Below are 18,035 nucleotides of genomic sequence, written 5' to 3' on the forward strand. Positions count from 1 at the left end.
CGGGGGGAGTTCGAAGCGTTCCCTGCGCCGCGTCGGTATGGAACTGCGAACGCCAGCAGCCGCCGTTTCTACCCCCTGGGAACCCGCAGGGAAACTCAGGATCAGCCGTATGGCGGAGTGCCGCTGCCTGCACGCCGCCGGAGGGGGCTCATTACTCACGTACATATGAGCTGTGTTGATACCCGCATGCGGGTTGGAAGGTTTAGTTTCAAGCTGGCGTCGAATGTCCGCAATGCCAGTTTGTGCCTGGCCCCTGTACAGGGAAACCGTTGATGGAACGCAAGCTCGCCGCGATCATGGCTGCCGACATCGTCAGCTACAGCCTGATGATGGCCGAAAACGAGGCCTCCACCTATAAAGAGCTGCGCACGGTCTTCGACAATTTGATCGAGCCCACGGTCGCGCAGCATGGCGGACGCATCTTCAAGATGACCGGGGACGGCTTTCTGGCGATGTTTCCCAGCGTCAACGAAGCCGTTGATGCGGGCACTGCTATCCAGCAAGGGTTCGACAACGCCCCGTTTGAGCTGCGCATAGGCATCAACCTCGGTGATGTCATCGAGGATAATGGCGATATGTACGGCGACGGCGTTAATGTCGCCACACGGCTTGAGGCGATGGCCGATCCCGGTAGCATCTTTGTTAGCGGCGCTGTCGTCATGGCCGCAGACCGCAATCGCGGCGAGGTGTTCGCGCGTGTGGGCCGCAGGCGCGCCAAAAACATTCCCGAGCGTCTTAATGTCTACCGGGTACGGCGCGCGCAATCCTCGTGGTCTCGCTGGCGAAAAATCCCGCGCGTTCTATACGGTACCGCTGCGCGCTGGTCGTATGGCGTCGCCGCCGTAGCCCTTGTCCTCATCGGCACCCAAATCCAACCGCTTTCCCTGGCGGCGATGGTCAGCCGGCTCCCGGCCGCGCTGTTGTTCGACCAGACCCGCGCCGACCCGCGGCCGTCAGTTGCGGTCATGCCCTTTGCGGCCATGGGCGGCGACCAGTCGTACTTTGCAGACGGGCTGACCGAGGATGTGACCACGGCGCTTGCAAGGAATTCCGAGCTTCAGATTATCGCGCGCGATTCCACATATGCCGTGCGCGGGCAAGAAAGCGATATGCGCAAGCTCGGGGCAAAGCTGGGCGTTTCCTACGTGGTAGAAGGCAGCGCGCGCCGCGAGGGGGACCGGCTTCGCGTCTCTGCGCAGCTGATCGACGTGAAATCGGGCGCGCACCTTTGGTCGCGCAGCTTCGACAGGCAGGTTGCCGACGTCTTCACGGTACAAAGCGAGCTGACCACGGAAATCGTCGCCCAGCTCGCGCCGTATATCGGCCGAAGTGAAGCCATTGCTGCCGCGCAACGTCCGACCGACAACCTTCAGGCTTACGATCTTCTCCTGCGGGCTCGTCATCGATACCGGCATGGCGTCCAGGATGCGGAAGCACTTATGGAGGCACGCGGCATGTATCAGCGCGCGCTGGAAATGGACCCGGCCTATGCCGCCGCCCGTGCGGGCTTGGCTCTCACTTACATCGCGGATGTGGCCAGGAGGTCGAATGGCCGGGCGACAGCGCATGAGCTGGAACTAGGTCTTAGCGAAGCGCGCCAGGCTGTGCGCCTCGATCCCAATCTCTCGCTCGGCTATCAGGTGATCAGCTTCGGGCTGGCGGTGCAGGGCGACTATGCGGGCGGCTTGCAGGCCGCCAAGCGCGCCGTCGAACTGAATCCCAATGACCCGGATAGCATGATGGCATTGGCAAAAGCGCAAGTCCGTTTCGGGGACTACGCGGACGCCGTTGCCAATGCCGAGCGGGCACGTCGCCTTCATCCCATGGCGCCGGAATATTACGCCTATGTGCATGGACAGGCTCTTTACGCCGCTGATCGTCGCGACGAGTCGGCTGCCGTGATCTCCGAATGCCTTGTAAGGGCGCCGCGCGATGCCAACTGCCTGCTAATCCAGGCTGCGCTACAAGGGCGGCGCGGCGACATAGAAGTGGCGCAGCTGACGATGGCAAACCTGGTAGCGGCCCAACCGACATTTTCGTTGGAGGCAGAGCGTTCTTATCGCCGGTTTGGCAACAAGCCGCTCATGGAGCAGTTCCTAAAGGACCTGACGGTGGCGAAGGCACCGGGGGCTGCGTAATAGGATTTTGTGTAGCTTCTCAGTTTCATCTCGTCGGGCGCGCCGATTCGATAGTAAGTTCGTCCGATGCGCACTACCGATTATCTGTTCTCCCGCCTCGTCTTGTTCCTTGGAATCGTAGCCGCCCCGCTGCTCCCCGCGCGCGCGGCGGAAACCTGCCCGTTCATCAGCGCCCAGGAGCTCGCCCGCGCGATGCCGGCGCTGAAATGGTCGCTGATCTCCAATCAGGACGGCCGCGGCTGCATCTACCAGGCCGGGCGCGGCGACACGATGATGCTGTCCGTGTTCCGCAATCCCGACAAGGACCGCGCCAGGGAATTGTACGCGACCTTCGTCAAGGCGCTGGGCGAGCGCATGCCGCTGAGCGCGGTGTCCGGAATGGGCGACGAAGGCCAGGGCGGAACGAGCGCCGCCGGCGCGGAGCGCCAGGAGGCCTCGGTCGTCGCCCTGTCCGGCGATTACATTCTCCAGCTCACCGTCTATCCGATCGGCCGGCGGGCCGACGATGCGCTGCTCGGACCGCTCAGCGAAGCCGCGCGCATTGCCATCGGAAGCGTAGGCAAGAGCAGCGAGCGCTTCGGCAATTGCGAGTGGCTCACGGCCGCCGACGCCGACGGCTTTCTCGACAGCAGCACGCTGACGGTGCAGCGGACCGGCGCGGGCAGCTGCATGATGTTCGATCGCGAGGCCAACACCATGACCGTCGCGGTGATCGCGACCTCGCGCGACACTGCCATCGGCATGATGAAGCGCGCCGGTCCCTGCAAGCACGTGGCGATACCCGAGCTCGGCGGTGAAGCGTTCGGGGAGCATTCCTGCACCAAGGGCAACGGCAACGCCGTCAACATCTTCGTCTGGAAGAACGGCAGGCAGGCTTCGATCCTGTTCGCACCGGTCAAGCCGCATCCGGAGTCCGGCTCGGTCGAACGCCTGAAGGCGGTCGCCGGGCGAGTCTACGGAAAGCTGTAAGGGGCTGTCCGGGTGCAGGCTCGCTGCGCACGCCCGGGAGCCGCAATGGTATCCGTTATGGGACGCCTGCGCAGCGGTCCGACGCAAAGGTCATCGACGGCGTCAATGACAAAGGCGAGGCGAGACGATGCAGCTAGCTGTCCTCCCCGTCCCGCCGGCGGAAGGGATCGGCGACATCGTCATGACCGCTGCGGCTGCTGAAGAACATCAGCGCCATCAGCCCACAGCCGATCAAGAGCGAGAAGAAAGCGCCGAGGCCAAGCGCGATCCAGCCGTGCTTGCCCATCTCGACGCCGCTGCTGGATTCCCAGACTGAAAATCCCCAAACGCCGGTGAGGATCAACATGGCTCCGAGGGCAACCAGCAGGGCGATCTGGCCGGCACTGATGTTCTTCATGGCTGTTTCCGTTGTCGTGCCTGACGAAGAGTCAATTGCGAAGGGCGACGAGGCGTTCCCGTGAATGACGCCGGCCTCCGAGCTGCTCCTGTGAGTTCGCCTGCCGGGACACGCTAGAGCGGCGTGACTTAAGGTTGAACCGATTGCCGCAGGGTCGTTCACCTCTCCCGCAAGCGGGCGAGGGAGTGCACCTCCGTCATCGCGGCAATCAAGCTTCATCCCGTCATGCTTTAGCCTGGCCTGGAAGGGAACTTGTTGTGCTGCAGCAACTTGCCGCGAGCGATCGGATCTTTGCGACAAGCTGCAATTTGGCGGCGATGCGAGCTTCGGCTTCCGTGGCTCAGCCTTTCACCGTAGGCCCTGTTCGTCGATCAGGATGCGGTGGATCTCGATACGCTGCGGCAGTTCGATCAGGAATTCCGCGTCGCGCGCGAGATGGTGGACCTTGGTGGGCTCGCCCTTGGTGAAAGCCGTCATGGCCGCGATGTCCGCCCAATAGGAAATGGTCGTGAACCACGTCTCCTCGTCGCGGTCCTCGCGCAATTGCTGGACGCCGAGCGCGGTCTTGCGCAGCGGCGGAATGCCCTCGGCCTGCAGATAGGCCTGGTAGGCGTCGGCGAGATCGCGGCGGGTACGGCCGCGCCAGATGCGAGCGATGGTCGGCTTGGTCGGCATGATGGGCTCCTTGCGGCGAACGCCGCGCCCCGCATTCTCGTTCCATGCGTCTTCGTGTCGCTGCCGGCGGCAGCAACCGATGCCGGCTGCGCAGTCGCCGGATCTCCACGTCATTGATCTGCAGCAATGATGATCGCGTCCGCAGATGCTAAAGGGATTCGCAAGTTGCGACCCGAGCCTTCCCGGCCAGTCGCGACAATCGCAACGCGCCTGGAATCAGAGGACTCAATGGGACGACTCCTGAATATCGTGACGCCACTGCATACGGCGACCAAGCGCGACTACATGGCCCGCATGAACGACGACAAGATCGGCTGCTCGCTGAAGGCGCGGGAATACGAGGCCGATTATTGGGACGGCGATCGCCGCTTCGGCTATGGCGGTTACCGCTTCATCGAGGGGCGCTGGGCGCCGGTCGCCAAGGCGCTGATCGAGACCTATGGTCTGAAGGACGGATCCAGCGTGCTCGACGTCGGCTGCGGCAAGGGCTTTCTGCTCTACGAGATGCAGAAGATCCTGCCGGGCTTGAAAGTCGCCGGCTTCGACATCTCCAAGCACGGTCTTGCCAATGCGCACGAGCAGGTGAAGCCCTACCTCTTCAATTATCGCGCCCAGGACATCTATCCCTATGGCGACGACAGTTTCGACCTCGTCATCTCGCTCGGCACCCTGCACAATCTGCGGCTCTACGAGCTCGAGGCGGCGCTCAAGGAGATCGAGCGGGTCGGCAAGAACAAATACGTCATGGTCGAGGGCTACCGGACCGTCGCCGAATTGCACAACCTCGAATGCTGGGCGCTGACGGCGGAGTCCATCCTGCACACCTCGGAATGGATCTGGCTGTACGGCAAGCTCGGCTACACCGGCGATTACGAATTCATCTATTTCGAGTGATCGGGCGCTCCTCATGGACATCAAGACTGCCAAGGCGGCCATCCTCGTCGAATCGGGCAAGCCGCTGATCGTCGACGAGTTCAATTTGCCGGACAGGCTCGAACACGGCCAGGTGCTCGCGCACGTGCACACGTCGAGCATCTGCGGCGCGCAGATCAACGAGATCGACGCGGTCAAGGGCGTCGACAAATTCCTGCCCCACCTGTTGGGGCACGAGGCGCTGGCAACGATCGTCGAGACCGGACCGGGCGTGGTCTCCTGCAATCAGGGCGACACCGTCGTCATGCATTGGCGGCCGGGCAAGGGCATCCAGTCCAACACGCCGGTCTATTCCTGGCGCGGCAAGCGTCTCAATGCCGGCTGGGTCACCACCTTCAACGAATATGCCGTCGTGTCGGAGAATCGCGTCACGCCGGTTCCGGCCTCGATCGACCGCACCAGCGCGCCGCTGCTCGGCTGCGCCGTGACGACCGCGCTCGGCGTCGTCAACAACGATGCGCAGATCGCCATCGGCGAAGCCGTGGTCGTGTTCGGCGTCGGCGGCGTCGGATTGAACATCGTGCAATTTGCCGCGATGGTGGGCGCCTATCCCGTCATTGCGATCGACCGCCTCGACAACAAGCTCGAAATGGCGAAGCAGTTCGGCGCCACCCACACCATCAATTCCGAAGCGGTCAAGGATGTCGCCGCCGAAATTCGGTCCATCACCGGCACCGATGGACCCGACAAGGTCGTCGAGACCACCGGCGTCAAGAATCTGATCGAGCTCGCCTACGAGATCACCGCCAAGAAGGGCCGCTGCATCCTGGTCGGCGTGCCCCGCGAGAAGGCCGAGATCTACACGCTGCCGCTCCACTTCGAGAAAGTGCTGAAGGGCTCGGAAGGCGGGCAATGCCAGCCAGCGCGCGACATCCCGCGCCTCGTTCGCCTCAGCGACGCCGGCAAGGTGAACTACCGCGGCATCGTGACCCATCAGTTCGCGCTCGACGACGTCAACGACGCGCTGGATTTGATGCGCAGCGGCACGTCGGGCCGAATCCTGCTGAACATCAGCTGAGCGCAAGATGCGATCCGGGTGAGGGGTTCCGGCTCACCGAATGCCCCCGCAAATGCGGCCTCCTCCACGGCAGGCGGCACTGGTCGCCGGCGTAGCCGTGCCCGCTTTGGCCCGCCGGCCGTAACCGCCGGTTAACCATGGATATTTACGGTGTAGCAAGCCTCTGAGCTGTGACAGTCAGTTGATTTCGAGTCCAATCCCATGGCGTTCGGTAGCCGCGCATCTCCGCGAAGCATCGCCCCGACGGAGCCAGCGGCTTCGTGGGAAGCGCCGCAGGCTGCGCGGACGAGGCCCGACAGCACCGCGCCGGCGCTGATCAAGGGATCGCTGACCGTCTCCGGAGCACTCTCTTTCCTGCGCGCGAACGGCCGGCGCATTCTGACGCTGGCGCTGGCACTGTTCGCCCTCGGCGTCATCGTTCTCATGATCCTGCCGGTCCGCTATGCCGCGACGGCCCTGGTCGTGCTCGATCCCCGCGAGCTGCGCATCACCACGGAGCAGGACGTCCTGCCGGGCATCGGCCAGGACGCCGCGGCGCTTCAGAGCCAGATCGAGATCGCCAAATCGGACGGCTTTCTCCGCCCCCTGATCGAGCAGCTCAAGATCGCCGACGACGATGACATCGCGGGCGGCCATACCGACATGACGCGACTGCTCGAAAAATTCCGCAGCCGCCTCGAGATCACCCGCCGCGGGCTCACCTACGTCATTGCGATTTCCTTCACCTCGAACCGCCCGGAACGCGCCGCCTCCTACGCCAACGCCATCGCCGAAGCGTTCGTCGCCAGCCAGGGCCGCGTCCGCACCGCGGCCACGGACGAGGCCGCCGACTGGCTCAAGGACCGGCTGAAGGCGTTGAACGAGCGCCTGCGCGCGTCGGAAGACGCCGTCGCCGCCTTCCGGCTCGAGCACAAGATCCTCAATGCCGGCAAGGATTCCACCACGCAGCAATTGCGGGTGACCGATCTCAATCAGCAGGTCTCGGCCGCGCGTCTTCGCACCGAGGAAGCCAAGGCGCGCTACGATCAGGTGCAGCGCGATCTCAAGGCCAATGTCGAAGGGCCGGTGAAGCAGGACCTCCTGAGCATGCTGCGGGCGCAGCGTTCGACCTTGAATGACCAAATCGCGCAGAAGAAGGCGGTGTATGGCGAGCGCCATCCCGATCTCGCGATCTCGTACAGCCAGCTCGCCGATATCAACCGGCAGATCGAGTCCGAGCGGAAGAAGAACATCGAAACGGCGAAGTCCGAATATGAGGCCCAGCTGGAGCAGCAGAAAGCGCTGGAAAAGCAGCTCAAGGCGGTCGAGACCCAGATGCTGGTCGACGGGCAGGCGCTGGTGAAGCTGCAGGAGCTGCAGCGCGACGCCGACGCCAACCGGAACATCTACGAGCAGTTCCTGTCGCGGTTCAAGACCACCAACGAGCAGCGTCAGCTGCAGGCCTCGCAGACCAAGATCGCTTCGGCGGCCATTCCGCCGCTGCGCCCGACGCGCCCGCCGCTCGCACTGCTGCTTGCGGCGCTGGCGATCGGCTCGCTGCTGACGTCGACCGCTGCCGTTGCGGTGACGGCGAGCATGTCCGATCAGTCCGCGCCGAGCGAGGCTCCCATGCAGGCAGTCGTGGCGGACACGCAGGCTCGGCAAGTCCAATCTCAGCTCCAGCCACAAGCCCCGCCGCAAGCTCAGCCTCCGGCTGCTGCCCGGCCCGAAGCGATGCCGCGGCTTCCAGTCTGGGCCCGCATCCCCGATCTTTCGTCCGCGACCGCGACCAGCACCGTCTGGCAAAAACCGATTGCTTCCCCCGAGCTTGATCTCGGTGCCTATCTGCGGCCGCTGCTCGAGCGGATCGATCGCGTGCCGGTGCGCGGCTGCAAGGTCGCCCTGGTGTTGTCGGTCGGCAAGAGCGCCGGCGGCAACACCGTTGCGCGCTCGCTGAATCGGGCCGCGGTGACACGCGGCATGATGAGCGTCTTGATCCGGCTGCAGGCGGAATTCGCAGGTCACCAGCCGCCGGTGACGGAATGGAACGACGGTTCGACCACGGCGGGATTGCAGTCGATCGACGAGCTCCTGAGCGCCGGCCGCAAGGCCGATGCGAGGCCTGAGGACGATATTCGTTCGGAGTTCGATCTGATCATCGTCCATGCCGGCAATCTCGCCTTGCAGCCCGATGCCATCGCGCTGGCGGCGCATGCCGACCTGATCGTCCTGGTGGCGCGCGCCGGCGAGCTCGGTTCGGCGGCGATGCGCCGGGTGACCGGGGCGCTGGCGCGGTACGAGACCGTGCCGACGGGGCTCGTCGTCAATCATGCGCCTGCCGGCTCGCAGGCGCCGCACCCCGAGGGCGGCGCATTGGGACTTGCGGTTTGACGATGGCAGGCTCGCGCCGTCGGCTGCTGGCCGGAGCGATGCTGCTGCTGTCGATCTCATTCGGCCCCCCGGTCTTCGCCAGCGATTGCGTTCCGGTGCCGCAGACGGTCGCACCTCTCAGGCTCGCCGCATTGTCTCGCGGCTTCAATGCCGACGGCTGGATCAACGGTGCGGCCCCGAGCCGCGAGTTGTTGCAGCAGCTGCGCAGGGCGGGAATGAGCCATGTCCGGCTGCCGGTGCCGGCCGAGCGCGTGATGCCTGGTTTCGCCGCGAAGGACGAGCGCGAGGCGACGCTGCGCGTGCTCGACCAGGCGCTGAAGCAGCTCACCGCGCTGGGCTACGCCATCTCCGTCGATCTTCATCCCGGCGATCGCTTCAACCGCCTGCACAAGGAAGATCAGGACGCGGCGCTGCGTCAGATGCAGGAGGCCTGGCGCGGCCTTGCCGAGGTCATTCGATCCTATCCGGCCGATCGCGTTTTCGCCGAGCTGCTCAACGAGCCCGATATCGACGCCGACAAATGGCAGACCGAGGTCGAGGCGCTCGCCGCCTTCGTCCGCAACTTGCTTCCCGCCACCACCCTCATCGTCGGTCCGGTCAATTGGCAGCGCGCGGATTCGCTGCCGCGATTCCGTCCGCTGCCCGACCCTGACGTCGTCTACGCCATCCACTTCTATGATCCGATGGTGTTCACCCATCAGGCCCATTGGGACGCGCAGGATCCGCTGCACGACATCATCGATCTGCCTTATCCGATCAATGCCGGCGATCCCAAGGTTCAGGCCCTGCGCCAGGATCTGCAGCTGAGGGGCGCGACCAAGGCGCTCGGCATGCTCGACGTCGCCATTGCCGCCGCCAAGGACAAGCCGGGCGCCGATCGCTGGCTTGCGCCCGCGCTGCAATGGCAGCAGCAATTCGCGCGGTCGATCATCATCAACGAATTCGGCGTGCTGAAGGCCGGCGCGCCCAGAGCGAGCCGGTTGCGCTGGCTGGCAGAAGTCACCGCTTACGCCCGCGACCATTGCTGGGGCTGGACGCATTGGGAGCTGGCGCAGGGCTTTGGCCTCGTCGACCGCAACACCGGCAGGCCCGATCCCGACGTGATGCGGGCATTGCTCGGCGCGACCCGGCCTGGCCGCCGCTGAAAGCGCGGTCCGCTATCGTTAACGAATCCTTACACATCGCCCCGCTATCGTGCTCGCCGCGCGATGCCAAGGGACGATCGATGAGCGCCGGGGATTCACCGCAGGTTGAGACCGTGCAGGCCGGCCCATCGCCGCCGGCCTGGCGCGAGCTCGTCCTGATTTTCTGCCTGGCCGTGGCAACGATCGGCTCTGCTCCGATCCTGCACCTCGCCGATCCGATCCTCGCCATTGCCGTCGAGGTGCTCGTCGGCATCGCCATCGTCGTCGTGGTCCCGACCTATGCGCCGGCCGTCGCGATCTTCGTCCTGTTCTTCCAGAACCTGTTCGTCTCGATCCTGTCGCCGCTGGTGCCGCTGCCGTCCGATCTCGACTTCATCAAGGGCTACAATTTCCTCGTCTGCTCCGTGATGTGGCTGGCGACGTTCGGGCTCTACGTGCTGGGTCAGAGGAATCAATCGGCCGAGGTGAACCAGATCATGCGCTGGGGTGTCATCACCCTCGCCGTGGTGTCGCTGTATTTCGCTGTCGGCTTCAGCCAGAACGGGCAGCCGGCCGCGGTCTATCTGCGCAACATCGTGCTTCCGCTGTTCCTGTTCCAGCTGTCGCTGCTGACGGCCGCGACCTACGAGGTGCGCATCACGCCGTTCCTGGTGACGGTCGCGGTCGTTCTCATCTCGTGCGGCTATGTCGAATTCGCATTCCGGGATTTCTGGCTGGCCATCACCAACGGCTATACGTTCTGGGGTTTCGACGAGCTCAAGGCGACCCATTCGGGCGTCTGGGAGGCCGAGATGCGGGCCACCGGAAACGTGCCTGTGGACCTCAAGGATCGCTTCAGGTTCGACTTCCTGAACACGCCCCTGCTCGAAGGGTTCGGGCTGTCGAAGATGTTGCGCATCCACGGCCCGAACATGCACCCGATCAGCTTCGCCTACGGGATCGGCTTTCTGGCCCTGTTCCTGTTCTCGGTGGGACGGCCGCTGCTGGCGCTCGCGGCGTTGCCGCTGCTGGTCCTTTGCAGCGTGAAGGGTGCGCTCATTGTGATGGTCTTCGTGGCCGCGGCATGGATCTCGACCCGGCTGCTCGGCGCCGTGGTGACGCTCCTGCTCGGCTTCCTGGGCCTGATCGCCTTTGCGATTCTGGCGATCCGCGTCGGCCTGCAGATCGGCGACTATCACGTCATTGGCCTGATGGGCGGCCTCAACGGATTCCTGGAGAAACCGTTCGGCCGCGGCCTCGGCGTCGGCGGCAATTTGTCGGACAGCTATTTCTCCATCGACTGGGGCGCGGCGCAGGCGGCCGGAACGATCGATGGCGCGGTCGAAAGCGCGATCGGGGTGCTGCTGTACCAGATGGGTATCGCCGCCTTCGTGCCGCTAGGCTTCTATTTCGCGGTGGCGCTCAAGGCCTGGCGTCTCTACGCCTCGTCAGGCTATCTGACGCAAGGTCTCGCCGGCTTCGGCGTCATGGTCGTGCTGCTCAACGGATTGTTCCAGGAAGAGGCCTTGTTCGCGCCGCTCGCGCTCGGACTCATGCTCTCGCTCGCCGGTCTCGTCATCGGCAGCCATGTGAGAATGCAGAGCGTCGCGCGCGAGGACGCGGAATTCGAGCATCTCACGCGCTACCAGCCCGCGACGTAGCGCGGCACGCCGGCCGGCCTGCTCGACTTGGCTGTTGGGCGCGCGCCCATCCAGGAACTTCCATTTTTTCCCGGCGTTGACCGACGGCCCGCAGCAAGGGCCGATGCGCGATGAAGAACTTTTCCAACGCCGAATTTTCTCCCGAGGTGATCGAGATCATGACGACCGCCCTGGAAGCCGCGGTTGCCACACTGCCCGAGCCCGTGCACGCCTCGCACGTCAACGCGCTCGCGGAATCCATTCTGCGCACGGCTGGCGCGGGCGAGCGCAACGTCGGGAATTTGCAGCGGATCGCTCTGATGGAGCTGCAACTGGCGCCGCGCAAATGACGAGGCCGACATGAAGACGATCCCTGTTGCCGCCATTGCGCTGTCTGTGATGCTTTCTGACGCGAATGCAGACAGCTGGACGAGCTATCGGATTCCCGAGACAAGAACCTCGGTCGACGTTCCCGTCTCGGTTTTCACGGAGATAGCCGGCAAGCCCGATGGTTACGGCCAGCAATTTCGCACTTCCGACGGCAGGGCCGATCTCACCGTCCAGGCCGTTTCCAACCGGGAGGGTCTTCCGCCCGCTGAGTTCCTCGCCAGGAAGGATCCGCCGTCCGGGATCATCTACAAGCGGATCACGCCGAGATTCTTCGTGGTCTCCAGCATCAAGCGCGACAAGATCTGGTACAACCGTTGCAACTTTTCTCGCGGCTACGTGCACTGCGTGCTGATCAATTATCCCGCGGCCGAGAAGCGGCAATGGGATCGCATCGTCACACGGATCAGCCACAGCCTGCGCGCCGACTAAGCGGATGCAGGACCAGCGCCGCCCGGGCAGGCTCGGGCGGCAGGTGGTGAGGTTGTTCTACCGTGCGGTCGTCGACGTGGTCGACATGGTCGGCTTCGAGCCGGGCACGTGCGACATCGTCTTGGTGGTCGAACCGACCTGTTCGCCGGCCTTGACCTTGGTCCGCGTGTGCGAGCGGCTGAACGTGCCGCCCTCATGGGCCTGCGCGCGGGCGTTGGAATTCATCACCGGCCCGTTGCCCTTGTTCATGCTGACGCCGGTCCGCGTCTTGCCGTTCACGGCTGCGGCGCTACCGCCGGCCGCGATCGACGAGCCGGTGCTGCCCGTCGCCGAGGTGGACGTACCACCGGTGCCAACCGTCGAGGCCGAGGTGCCGTCCGCCGCGGCCGAGCCGGCGCTTCCGCCGGTGATACTTTTCTGGGCGAGTGCCGGTGAAGCGGCGGCAAGCAGCACTGCGACCGCCGAGGTCGTAAGCAAAGTCCTCATGTTTCAATCCTCTCGATGTATCTTAAGGTGACGAGGTCGAGATCGTGCAGCCGTTGACGGTGATGGTGCTGGCGCTGGTGGTGCCAGGACCGCCCGACGTCGACGAGGAGCTCGAGACGCTGCCGCCGCCCGCCTGCACATGCACGGACGATCCGCCGGCCGAGCTCGAGCTCGACAGCGAACCGCTCGACGCCGTCGATCCGGTCGTGCTCGAACCCGACGAGCCGGCCGCGCTGATGCTGCCGTCCGCGTGCTTCACCACCGTGACCTTGCAGGTCTCGCCCGATGCCGTCTTGCCGGTCTTTTCCATAGTTTCTGCCAATGCAGCGCTACCCATCAAGGTCAGCGCCATGATCGCAACGATTGACTTGTTCATTGCGGCTCCTCCTCAACATGGACAAAGGGAGCGGCACGTGGCCGCTCCCGGGATCGGACTAGTTCTTGTCCTTCTTCCACTCGTCCTTGTTGTGGCCCTTGCCCTTTTCCATGCCCATGTCGCTGGCATGGCTGCCGGACTTGCCGTCGCCCATGCCGGGCGACTTCGACGCGCCCGATTGACCAACGGTCGAGCCACTGCCTGCGGCCGAGCCGCCGGTGCCGACGCTGGACGAGCTCTTGCCGCCGCCGGCCGATGAGCCACCGGTGCCGAGCGTCGAGGCCGAGCCGCTGCCCGAGCCGCTGCCGGCCGCCGAGCCGCCGGTGCCCACGGTCGAGCTGCTGGTGCCGCCGCCGGCCGACGAGCCGCCGGTGCCGAGCGTCGAGGCAGATCCCGACCCGCTGCCGCCGGCGGAAGAGCCGCCGGTACCGACCGTCGAGCTGCTGGTGCCGCCGCCGGCCGACGAACCGCCGGTGCCGATCGTCGAGCTCGATTGCGCCACGGCGAGCGCCGTTCCGGCGAGCAGCGCGGCCGCAGCCGCAGAAAGTTTCAGGATCCTCATCTCTGTCTCCTCCAGGGTGTTTTCCAAAAACAGATTGCCAAATCAGGCTCGGGATAAATTGGCAATCGCGCAAACGTTCCTCATGTCGGACATGCTGACGCAATGAATCAGCAGCCATGCGAAGTTCCTCGGCGCGAGGGCCAGGCATCGCTTTCATTCATTCATTGTTCATGTGCGTGACTGCGAGTGTGCGCGTTGTGCGCCCTCTACCGAGTCCTGCTTCTGTCAGAACGCCCCGACCATCACCTGACGATCGTTGAACCGGTGTGAAGACTCCGTACGCGCTGTCCGCTTCGAGCGAAGGCTGGTTGCGCGAACAGCGTTGGGCTGAGATACGGCCATGATTTTCATGTCCGGCTTCTCCGGCGTCGCCATCGCGAACGCTTGGCTGGCATGATCGGCTTGCCGCTCGGTCGCGAGCAAGGGGGAGGAGACGGCGGTCGCGATCTGAGTGGACGTGTCGAAGACGATCTTCTCGGGCAAGGCGCGCGCTGAGTGGATGCGAATGATGCTGCGATCGACATCGGGCCCTGTAGAAAGCTCGACGAGCGGTGGCAGAGAGCGATCGAGTGCGAACAGCAAAGCCAGGATGAAGCAGCTCGCAAACATGACATATCGAACGATCGGCATCGGGCGCCACCGGGCAATGAAGCAATTGGAAATGCACGGCGGGCCGCTCCTCCACGGCCCGCCGCGGCGGCGTTAGTCCACCTGCTGGACGACCATGCGGGTCTCGGGATCGACCAGCATCACGTGGCTGCCCGAATAGACGTAACGATATTTGGTGAGCGACGGGCCCCAGTCGCTCGGAACGGCCGCGAGTTCGACGTCGCGCGGCACCGGCGAGCCAACCACGATCTTCTCGCGCGTTTCGACCGGGCGGATCTTGCGTTCGGTGATGTAGGACCGGATCTTGGTGCGATATTCCGGTTCGATCTGCACGGTTGCGCCATGCCCGGCGCCGGTCGTCGTGGTCACTGTGGTCTGCGCCATCGCGCTGGTCGACACGAGCAGAGCAGCGGCCGATATCAGCATGAATCTTTTCATACGCATTCTCCCTCGCCGCTGTATGCGGCGCTGCGATGAACTCGCCATCAGCCAGCCAGTTCCGTTCGCGGCGGAACGTTTGCCGTTTTATCCCGTTGCGTTTCGGGAGCAGCTGATTGGAGAGAGGAAAATGCCGATATTGATTCTCTGGGCCGTGCCCGCCATCCTGATCGTCGGCGGCGGCATTTATCTCATCGGCCACCTGCACTGAATGCGAAGGCCCCGGCTTCGGTGAGGAAGGAAGCCGCGGCGGCTGCAAGATGGGTCGGTGCGCGGCGCCGGCGCGAAGCGGCGAGGCAGGCAGCGGCCGCTCGTCAATCAACTGCGTTTGATTGATTGGATCAGGTCCCAGCGGTTGCCGCAGAGATCCTCGAAAACTGCCACGATGCTATAGGCCTCATGCCGTGGCGCCGCGACGAAACGCACGCCGGCGGCGATCATGCGCGCATGGTCGCGCTCGAAATCATCCGTTTCCAGAAACAGGAAGACGCGCCCGCCGGTCTGGTCGCCGATGCGCGACTTCTGCGCCGGACCGTCCGCCCGCGCCAGGAGCAGGCCAGAACCAAGTTGGCCCCGCGGCCGCACGACCACCCAGCGCTTGCCGCCACCGAGCGGCGTGTCCTCGCAAAGCTCGAAATTCAGAGCATGCGTGAAGAAGGCAATCGCTTCGTCATAGTCCGCGACCACGAGACTGACGAGGGATAGATGCTGATTCATCGCGCGGCCCTGCGAATGGCGGCAATCTCGCCGTCTGGAAGACCAGGATAGCACGACATGAGTTCAGTCGCGCGATCGCCGAAGGTCGCGCCAATCGGCCGGGCCCTCCCAAGCACGAGGTCGCAATTGTGTTCTGACTAGGCTCTTACTGAGTTAAAAGAGCAGGCAATCCAACGGTCGCCGATTTGCGCCTGAACCGCGACGGCATGGGTAGGAGATGGCTCGTGCCTTACGACAAGAAAGCCCTTCAGATACTTCTCGATGCCTATTGGTCGCCACGGGGCTGGAAGCGGGACGAGGCGGTCGGTCGGGCGGATTTCGAACATGCCCGTCAAGCCGGTTTCATGTTCGATTCCGTCACCGTGACGCATGACGACATCGTTGCGCAGCTCGTTTCCGTTCGTGCCCGCATGAATCTGGAAAAAGTCGCCGACGCCTTCCTGGCCAGCCTCAGCACCCGCCGGCTCGAGTTGCGCTCGGCGCTGGGCAGCTTCTCCTGTGCCGCGCAGTTTCCTCTTCATGGCCTTCTCGAACAGACAGCTCGTCGAGTGCCCAGCGGTCGGCTGCACTGCCGCATCTGCGGCCGCTACGGTTATGCGAACCCCGAGCAAGAGGATCTCAACATGCTGAGCTTCGAGAGATGGAAATGGGGCGGCATTCGTCACGTCGATCCCCTGTACTGCTGGTTCGACCTGACACAGTTCGAAAAGGCTGATTTGGTCGAGCCGACAGAGCAGGATTGTTCGATTCTGGCAGAGATCATCGACATTGCCTCCGGCCTCACTCCGGACGCGAGGCCGAATGAGCTGGAAAAGCGTATCGGCAAGGTGATCAAGTCGAACCGCGCCGAGCGATGCGTCCTCATCCAGATTCTCGGCTATTGCGGCGTCCTCAAACCGGCGGGCCGCAGCGGCTTTCTGCAGGCCTTTACGCCGGACGCGCTTCGGGACCGGCCTGCCGATCACACCAATGACTGGGCCTATCCGGTCATCTGGTGGCGCGGCGCGGATGGCATCGACATCGGTGTGCTCAGCCACCTCTTTCCGAAAGTTGCAGCTATGGTCTGAGCAACTGGAAATCACGACGGGCCGCATCCCCCGGCCCGCACGTTCATCTGCCGACGCTGACCCAATCCTGGACCTTCTTCCGCCATTCCTCATCGAATCGCAAGGCGAGTTCGTTGGCAGCGTTTGGTGAGAGAAGCTGGTCAATTGCGGACGCTTGCACCTCGCCGACGTCGGATATGTCGGTGTATTCGAGGCTCGCCAGTCGCTGGCCCAAAGGCGGATGCGTGGAGTCGGGATCGTGCTCGCGGCCCAGACTGGCGGCGGTCATGGGGCCGGGCGCTCTTATGGTTGCGATCTGATCCGAGATTCGCGCGAACGGCGGTGATGGCGCCTTGATTGCGCCGAGCACCTCCTTCTGCAGCGGGGCGAATATGAGATCGGTCAGACGTGTTCCAAAAACCTCCACCATCACCAGCGCGCGTGCCATCTCCCCGCGTCCAACCTGCTCGGCCGCTTCGAGATCGGCGGCAAGCTCGTTCTCCCGCGACAACGCGCGGTATTCCTTCTCGAGCCTTTCGAGCAGGGAATGGAGGAGGATGCGGACAATATATCCGGTAACGGTCTGCTCCGGATCGGCGTAGAAGAAAACGTTCTCCGCTGCCGTCATGAAATCCGCGAGGTTGGTGCCTCCCGAAGTGTGCCGAAGCCGGGCGTGCGCCACTTCATGAGCGATAACGGCACGAACCGCCCGCTGATCCAGGATCATCAACAATGGCAGACCAACGGTCATCGTGACGTGCTGCCCGAACAATCCGGCATACCGGCTCGTTTCCGAGATCGAAGCGTTGAAATCGGTGTCGACCAGCAGAGTGCGGTTCGATCGGACAAAGCTGCGATCGAGCTCCTTCCATACCGCCCATAGCCCCGGGGCAGTCTCCTCGTCGGCCTCGAAGCTGCGATGCTTGCGCGAAGGCAGGAACAGGAGCCCGATGGCGAGAGCCATCGCGGCCATGAAGGATTGTGAACACGATCGGTGCCGTGGCCAGCGCCGCAATCGTGTACCGGTCCATGATCATAAGCCAGCTGGCGAGGATCGTGCAGGCCAGCGCGACGACGGGAAGGACCGCATAGCGGCCAAGGCGGAGGATGATTTGCAGGACGAGGCGTTTCATCCGCGTGTCGGCAGCGCAGCGCCTCAGATCATGCCTTGCCGCACGAGCTGTTGCTCTGATGCAAGCTGGCGACGTCGGCACGGCCCTGGCTTTCCGTGACCTGAATCAACGTGATTGCACCGGGCGTGATGATTCCCATCTGCGGCTGGGCGGAGAGATAGGTGGTGCTGCCGGCGCGCAGATCGACGCTCACCTTCTCGCTTCCCTGCCCGAACAGATTGCTGCTCAGCGGAAGATTATTGACCGCAACCTCGTGGCGGCCCGGAGGCAGGTCGCAGGCCAGGAAACCCGCAGCCTGACTGCCTCCAACGGAGCGTCCGTCGACCGAATAGCTTGGCTGGATCGCGAAACCCAGGGCGGATGAGCGATAGACCACCAGCCGCGCATTATTTGCCTTGACGTTATCTGTCAGAGCCGTGCTGCCCATCGGCCCTGACGCACACCCCGCAAGCAAGAAAGCCGCAACGAAGATCCCCGGACGCAAGCCCATTCCAACCCCCTGATTCAGTCCAACAGTCCCCGGGGGGATCATTGGCGGGGGTGGTGCGCGAAGTCAATCGCGACTTCTGGTCGTGCCGCGCCAGC

General features: G+C 64.0%; 21 protein-coding genes. 11 read left to right on the forward strand and 10 right to left on the reverse strand.

What is annotated here, in order from left to right:
- Positions 1 to 272: 272 nt before the first annotated feature.
- Both D6B98_RS27925 and D6B98_RS27930 read left to right on the forward strand, forming a co-directional pair.
- Complete coding sequence (locus D6B98_RS27925) at positions 273 to 2,138, forward strand: adenylate/guanylate cyclase domain-containing protein (RefSeq protein ID WP_126260245.1); 1,866 nt, start codon at positions 273 to 275, stop codon at positions 2,136 to 2,138.
- Between the two features lie 66 nt (positions 2,139 to 2,204).
- Complete coding sequence (locus D6B98_RS27930; protein WP_126260246.1) at positions 2,205 to 3,107, forward strand: hypothetical protein; 903 nt, start codon at positions 2,205 to 2,207, stop codon at positions 3,105 to 3,107.
- A 133-nt stretch (positions 3,108 to 3,240) separates the two neighbouring features.
- Here D6B98_RS27930 and D6B98_RS27935 read toward each other — a convergent pair whose 3' ends face one another.
- Both D6B98_RS27935 and D6B98_RS27940 read right to left on the reverse strand, forming a co-directional pair.
- A complete protein-coding gene (locus D6B98_RS27935; RefSeq protein ID WP_126260247.1) occupies positions 3,241 to 3,504 on the reverse strand; it encodes a hypothetical protein in 264 nt (87 codons plus the stop codon).
- A 348-nt stretch (positions 3,505 to 3,852) separates the two neighbouring features.
- Entirely contained in the window at positions 3,853 to 4,179 is a 327-nt protein-coding gene (locus tag D6B98_RS27940) for a hypothetical protein (RefSeq protein ID WP_126260248.1), read from the reverse strand.
- 228 nt (positions 4,180 to 4,407) lie between these two features.
- Here D6B98_RS27940 and D6B98_RS27945 point away from each other — a divergent pair, with 228 nt between their 5' ends.
- The 7 genes from D6B98_RS27945 to D6B98_RS27975 all read left to right on the forward strand — a co-directional run bounded on the left by D6B98_RS27945 (position 4,408) and on the right by D6B98_RS27975 (position 12,083).
- Positions 4,408 to 5,073, forward strand: a complete 666-nt coding sequence (locus tag D6B98_RS27945) for a class I SAM-dependent methyltransferase (protein WP_126260249.1) — start codon at positions 4,408 to 4,410, stop codon at positions 5,071 to 5,073.
- A 13-nt stretch (positions 5,074 to 5,086) separates the two neighbouring features.
- Positions 5,087 to 6,130 (forward strand): zinc-binding dehydrogenase, encoded by a 1,044-nt coding sequence (locus D6B98_RS27950; protein ID WP_126260250.1) that lies wholly within the window; start codon positions 5,087 to 5,089, stop codon positions 6,128 to 6,130.
- A gap of 201 nt (positions 6,131 to 6,331) precedes the next feature.
- A complete protein-coding gene (locus D6B98_RS27955; protein WP_126260251.1) occupies positions 6,332 to 8,500 on the forward strand; it encodes a GumC family protein in 2,169 nt (722 codons plus the stop codon).
- A 2-nt stretch (positions 8,501 to 8,502) separates the two neighbouring features.
- A complete protein-coding gene (locus tag D6B98_RS27960) occupies positions 8,503 to 9,645 on the forward strand; it encodes a glycoside hydrolase family 5 protein (RefSeq protein ID WP_126260380.1) in 1,143 nt (380 codons plus the stop codon).
- Between the two features lie 80 nt (positions 9,646 to 9,725).
- Complete coding sequence (locus D6B98_RS27965; protein WP_126260252.1) at positions 9,726 to 11,285, forward strand: hypothetical protein; 1,560 nt, start codon at positions 9,726 to 9,728, stop codon at positions 11,283 to 11,285.
- 158 nt (positions 11,286 to 11,443) lie between these two features.
- A complete protein-coding gene (locus D6B98_RS27970; RefSeq protein WP_478269493.1) occupies positions 11,444 to 11,614 on the forward strand; it encodes a hypothetical protein in 171 nt (56 codons plus the stop codon).
- A gap of 10 nt (positions 11,615 to 11,624) precedes the next feature.
- On the forward strand, positions 11,625 to 12,083 hold the full coding sequence (locus D6B98_RS27975) for a hypothetical protein (protein ID WP_126260254.1): 459 nt from the start codon (positions 11,625 to 11,627) through the stop codon (positions 12,081 to 12,083).
- 57 nt (positions 12,084 to 12,140) lie between these two features.
- Here D6B98_RS27975 and D6B98_RS27980 read toward each other — a convergent pair whose 3' ends face one another.
- From D6B98_RS27980 to D6B98_RS28000, 5 genes are all read right to left on the reverse strand, one after another.
- Positions 12,141 to 12,569, reverse strand: coding sequence for a hypothetical protein (locus D6B98_RS27980; protein ID WP_126260255.1), 429 nt, complete (start codon positions 12,567 to 12,569; stop codon positions 12,141 to 12,143).
- 22 nt (positions 12,570 to 12,591) lie between these two features.
- Complete coding sequence (locus D6B98_RS27985) at positions 12,592 to 12,945, reverse strand: hypothetical protein (RefSeq protein WP_126260256.1); 354 nt, start codon at positions 12,943 to 12,945, stop codon at positions 12,592 to 12,594.
- Positions 12,946 to 13,003: 58 nt separating this feature from the next.
- Entirely contained in the window at positions 13,004 to 13,507 is a 504-nt protein-coding gene (locus D6B98_RS27990; protein ID WP_126260257.1) for a hypothetical protein, read from the reverse strand.
- A 225-nt stretch (positions 13,508 to 13,732) separates the two neighbouring features.
- Complete coding sequence (locus D6B98_RS27995; RefSeq protein ID WP_126260258.1) at positions 13,733 to 14,137, reverse strand: hypothetical protein; 405 nt, start codon at positions 14,135 to 14,137, stop codon at positions 13,733 to 13,735.
- A gap of 72 nt (positions 14,138 to 14,209) precedes the next feature.
- Complete coding sequence (locus D6B98_RS28000) at positions 14,210 to 14,554, reverse strand: DUF1236 domain-containing protein (RefSeq protein ID WP_126260259.1); 345 nt, start codon at positions 14,552 to 14,554, stop codon at positions 14,210 to 14,212.
- Here D6B98_RS28000 and D6B98_RS28005 point away from each other — a divergent pair.
- Positions 14,541 to 14,765 carry a hypothetical protein gene (locus D6B98_RS28005; RefSeq protein ID WP_126260260.1) on the forward strand — a complete coding sequence of 75 codons (225 nt, stop codon included), beginning with the start codon at positions 14,541 to 14,543 and terminating at the stop codon, positions 14,763 to 14,765. The two genes, D6B98_RS28000 and D6B98_RS28005, sit on opposite strands and share 14 nt — an antisense overlap.
- A gap of 107 nt (positions 14,766 to 14,872) precedes the next feature.
- Here D6B98_RS28005 and D6B98_RS28010 read toward each other — a convergent pair whose 3' ends face one another.
- Positions 14,873 to 15,271, reverse strand: a complete 399-nt coding sequence (locus D6B98_RS28010; RefSeq protein WP_126260261.1) for a VOC family protein — start codon at positions 15,269 to 15,271, stop codon at positions 14,873 to 14,875.
- A gap of 224 nt (positions 15,272 to 15,495) precedes the next feature.
- On the opposite strand from D6B98_RS28010, the gene D6B98_RS28015 reads away from it, so the two are divergent.
- Positions 15,496 to 16,338: a hypothetical protein gene (locus tag D6B98_RS28015; protein ID WP_126260262.1), complete on the forward strand. Its 843-nt coding sequence runs from the start codon at positions 15,496 to 15,498 to the stop codon at positions 16,336 to 16,338.
- Positions 16,339 to 16,381: 43 nt separating this feature from the next.
- Here D6B98_RS28015 and D6B98_RS28020 read toward each other — a convergent pair whose 3' ends face one another.
- Together D6B98_RS28020 and D6B98_RS28025 are read right to left on the reverse strand one after the other, a co-directional pair.
- The gene (locus D6B98_RS28020; RefSeq protein ID WP_245481479.1) at positions 16,382 to 17,290 is read right to left on the reverse strand and encodes a M48 family metallopeptidase; all 909 of its coding nucleotides are present in this window, start codon (positions 17,288 to 17,290) and stop codon (positions 16,382 to 16,384) included.
- Positions 17,291 to 17,478: 188 nt separating this feature from the next.
- Positions 17,479 to 17,940 carry a DUF2846 domain-containing protein gene (locus tag D6B98_RS28025; RefSeq protein ID WP_126260263.1) on the reverse strand — a complete coding sequence of 154 codons (462 nt, stop codon included), beginning with the start codon at positions 17,938 to 17,940 and terminating at the stop codon, positions 17,479 to 17,481.
- Between the last annotated feature and the right edge of the window lie 95 nt (positions 17,941 to 18,035).

The organism is Bradyrhizobium sp. LVM 105 (assembly GCF_003957705.1).
Lineage (GTDB): Bacteria > Pseudomonadota > Alphaproteobacteria > Rhizobiales > Xanthobacteraceae > Bradyrhizobium > Bradyrhizobium frederickii.

Excerpts from the sequence above, each read along its gene's own strand:
- D6B98_RS27990 (WP_126260257.1), bottom strand. The coding sequence starts at position 13,507 with ATGAGGATCCTGAAACTTTCTGCGGCTGCGGCCGCGCTGCTCGCCGGA.
- D6B98_RS27940 (WP_126260248.1), bottom strand. The coding sequence starts at position 4,179 with ATGCCGACCAAGCCGACCATCGCTCGCATCTGGCGCGGCCGTACCCGC.
- D6B98_RS27955 (WP_126260251.1), top strand. The coding sequence starts at position 6,332 with ATGGCGTTCGGTAGCCGCGCATCTCCGCGAAGCATCGCCCCGACGGAG.
- D6B98_RS27980 (WP_126260255.1), bottom strand. The coding sequence starts at position 12,569 with ATGAGGACTTTGCTTACGACCTCGGCGGTCGCAGTGCTGCTTGCCGCC.
- D6B98_RS28010 (WP_126260261.1), bottom strand. The coding sequence starts at position 15,271 with ATGAATCAGCATCTATCCCTCGTCAGTCTCGTGGTCGCGGACTATGAC.
- D6B98_RS28000 (WP_126260259.1), bottom strand. The coding sequence starts at position 14,554 with ATGAAAAGATTCATGCTGATATCGGCCGCTGCTCTGCTCGTGTCGACC.
- D6B98_RS27970 (WP_478269493.1), top strand. The coding sequence starts at position 11,444 with ATGACGACCGCCCTGGAAGCCGCGGTTGCCACACTGCCCGAGCCCGTG.
- D6B98_RS27975 (WP_126260254.1), top strand. The coding sequence starts at position 11,625 with ATGAAGACGATCCCTGTTGCCGCCATTGCGCTGTCTGTGATGCTTTCT.
- D6B98_RS28025 (WP_126260263.1), bottom strand. The coding sequence starts at position 17,940 with ATGGGCTTGCGTCCGGGGATCTTCGTTGCGGCTTTCTTGCTTGCGGGG.
- D6B98_RS27965 (WP_126260252.1), top strand. The coding sequence starts at position 9,726 with ATGAGCGCCGGGGATTCACCGCAGGTTGAGACCGTGCAGGCCGGCCCA.
- D6B98_RS27925 (WP_126260245.1), top strand. The coding sequence starts at position 273 with ATGGAACGCAAGCTCGCCGCGATCATGGCTGCCGACATCGTCAGCTAC.
- D6B98_RS27995 (WP_126260258.1), bottom strand. The coding sequence starts at position 14,137 with ATGCCGATCGTTCGATATGTCATGTTTGCGAGCTGCTTCATCCTGGCT.
- D6B98_RS27945 (WP_126260249.1), top strand. The coding sequence starts at position 4,408 with ATGGGACGACTCCTGAATATCGTGACGCCACTGCATACGGCGACCAAG.
- D6B98_RS28020 (WP_245481479.1), bottom strand. The coding sequence starts at position 17,290 with ATGGCCGCGATGGCTCTCGCCATCGGGCTCCTGTTCCTGCCTTCGCGC.
- D6B98_RS27930 (WP_126260246.1), top strand. The coding sequence starts at position 2,205 with ATGCGCACTACCGATTATCTGTTCTCCCGCCTCGTCTTGTTCCTTGGA.
- D6B98_RS27985 (WP_126260256.1), bottom strand. The coding sequence starts at position 12,945 with ATGAACAAGTCAATCGTTGCGATCATGGCGCTGACCTTGATGGGTAGC.
- D6B98_RS27950 (WP_126260250.1), top strand. The coding sequence starts at position 5,087 with ATGGACATCAAGACTGCCAAGGCGGCCATCCTCGTCGAATCGGGCAAG.
- D6B98_RS27935 (WP_126260247.1), bottom strand. The coding sequence starts at position 3,504 with ATGAAGAACATCAGTGCCGGCCAGATCGCCCTGCTGGTTGCCCTCGGA.
- D6B98_RS27960 (WP_126260380.1), top strand. The coding sequence starts at position 8,503 with ATGGCAGGCTCGCGCCGTCGGCTGCTGGCCGGAGCGATGCTGCTGCTG.
- D6B98_RS28005 (WP_126260260.1), top strand. The coding sequence starts at position 14,541 with ATGAATCTTTTCATACGCATTCTCCCTCGCCGCTGTATGCGGCGCTGC.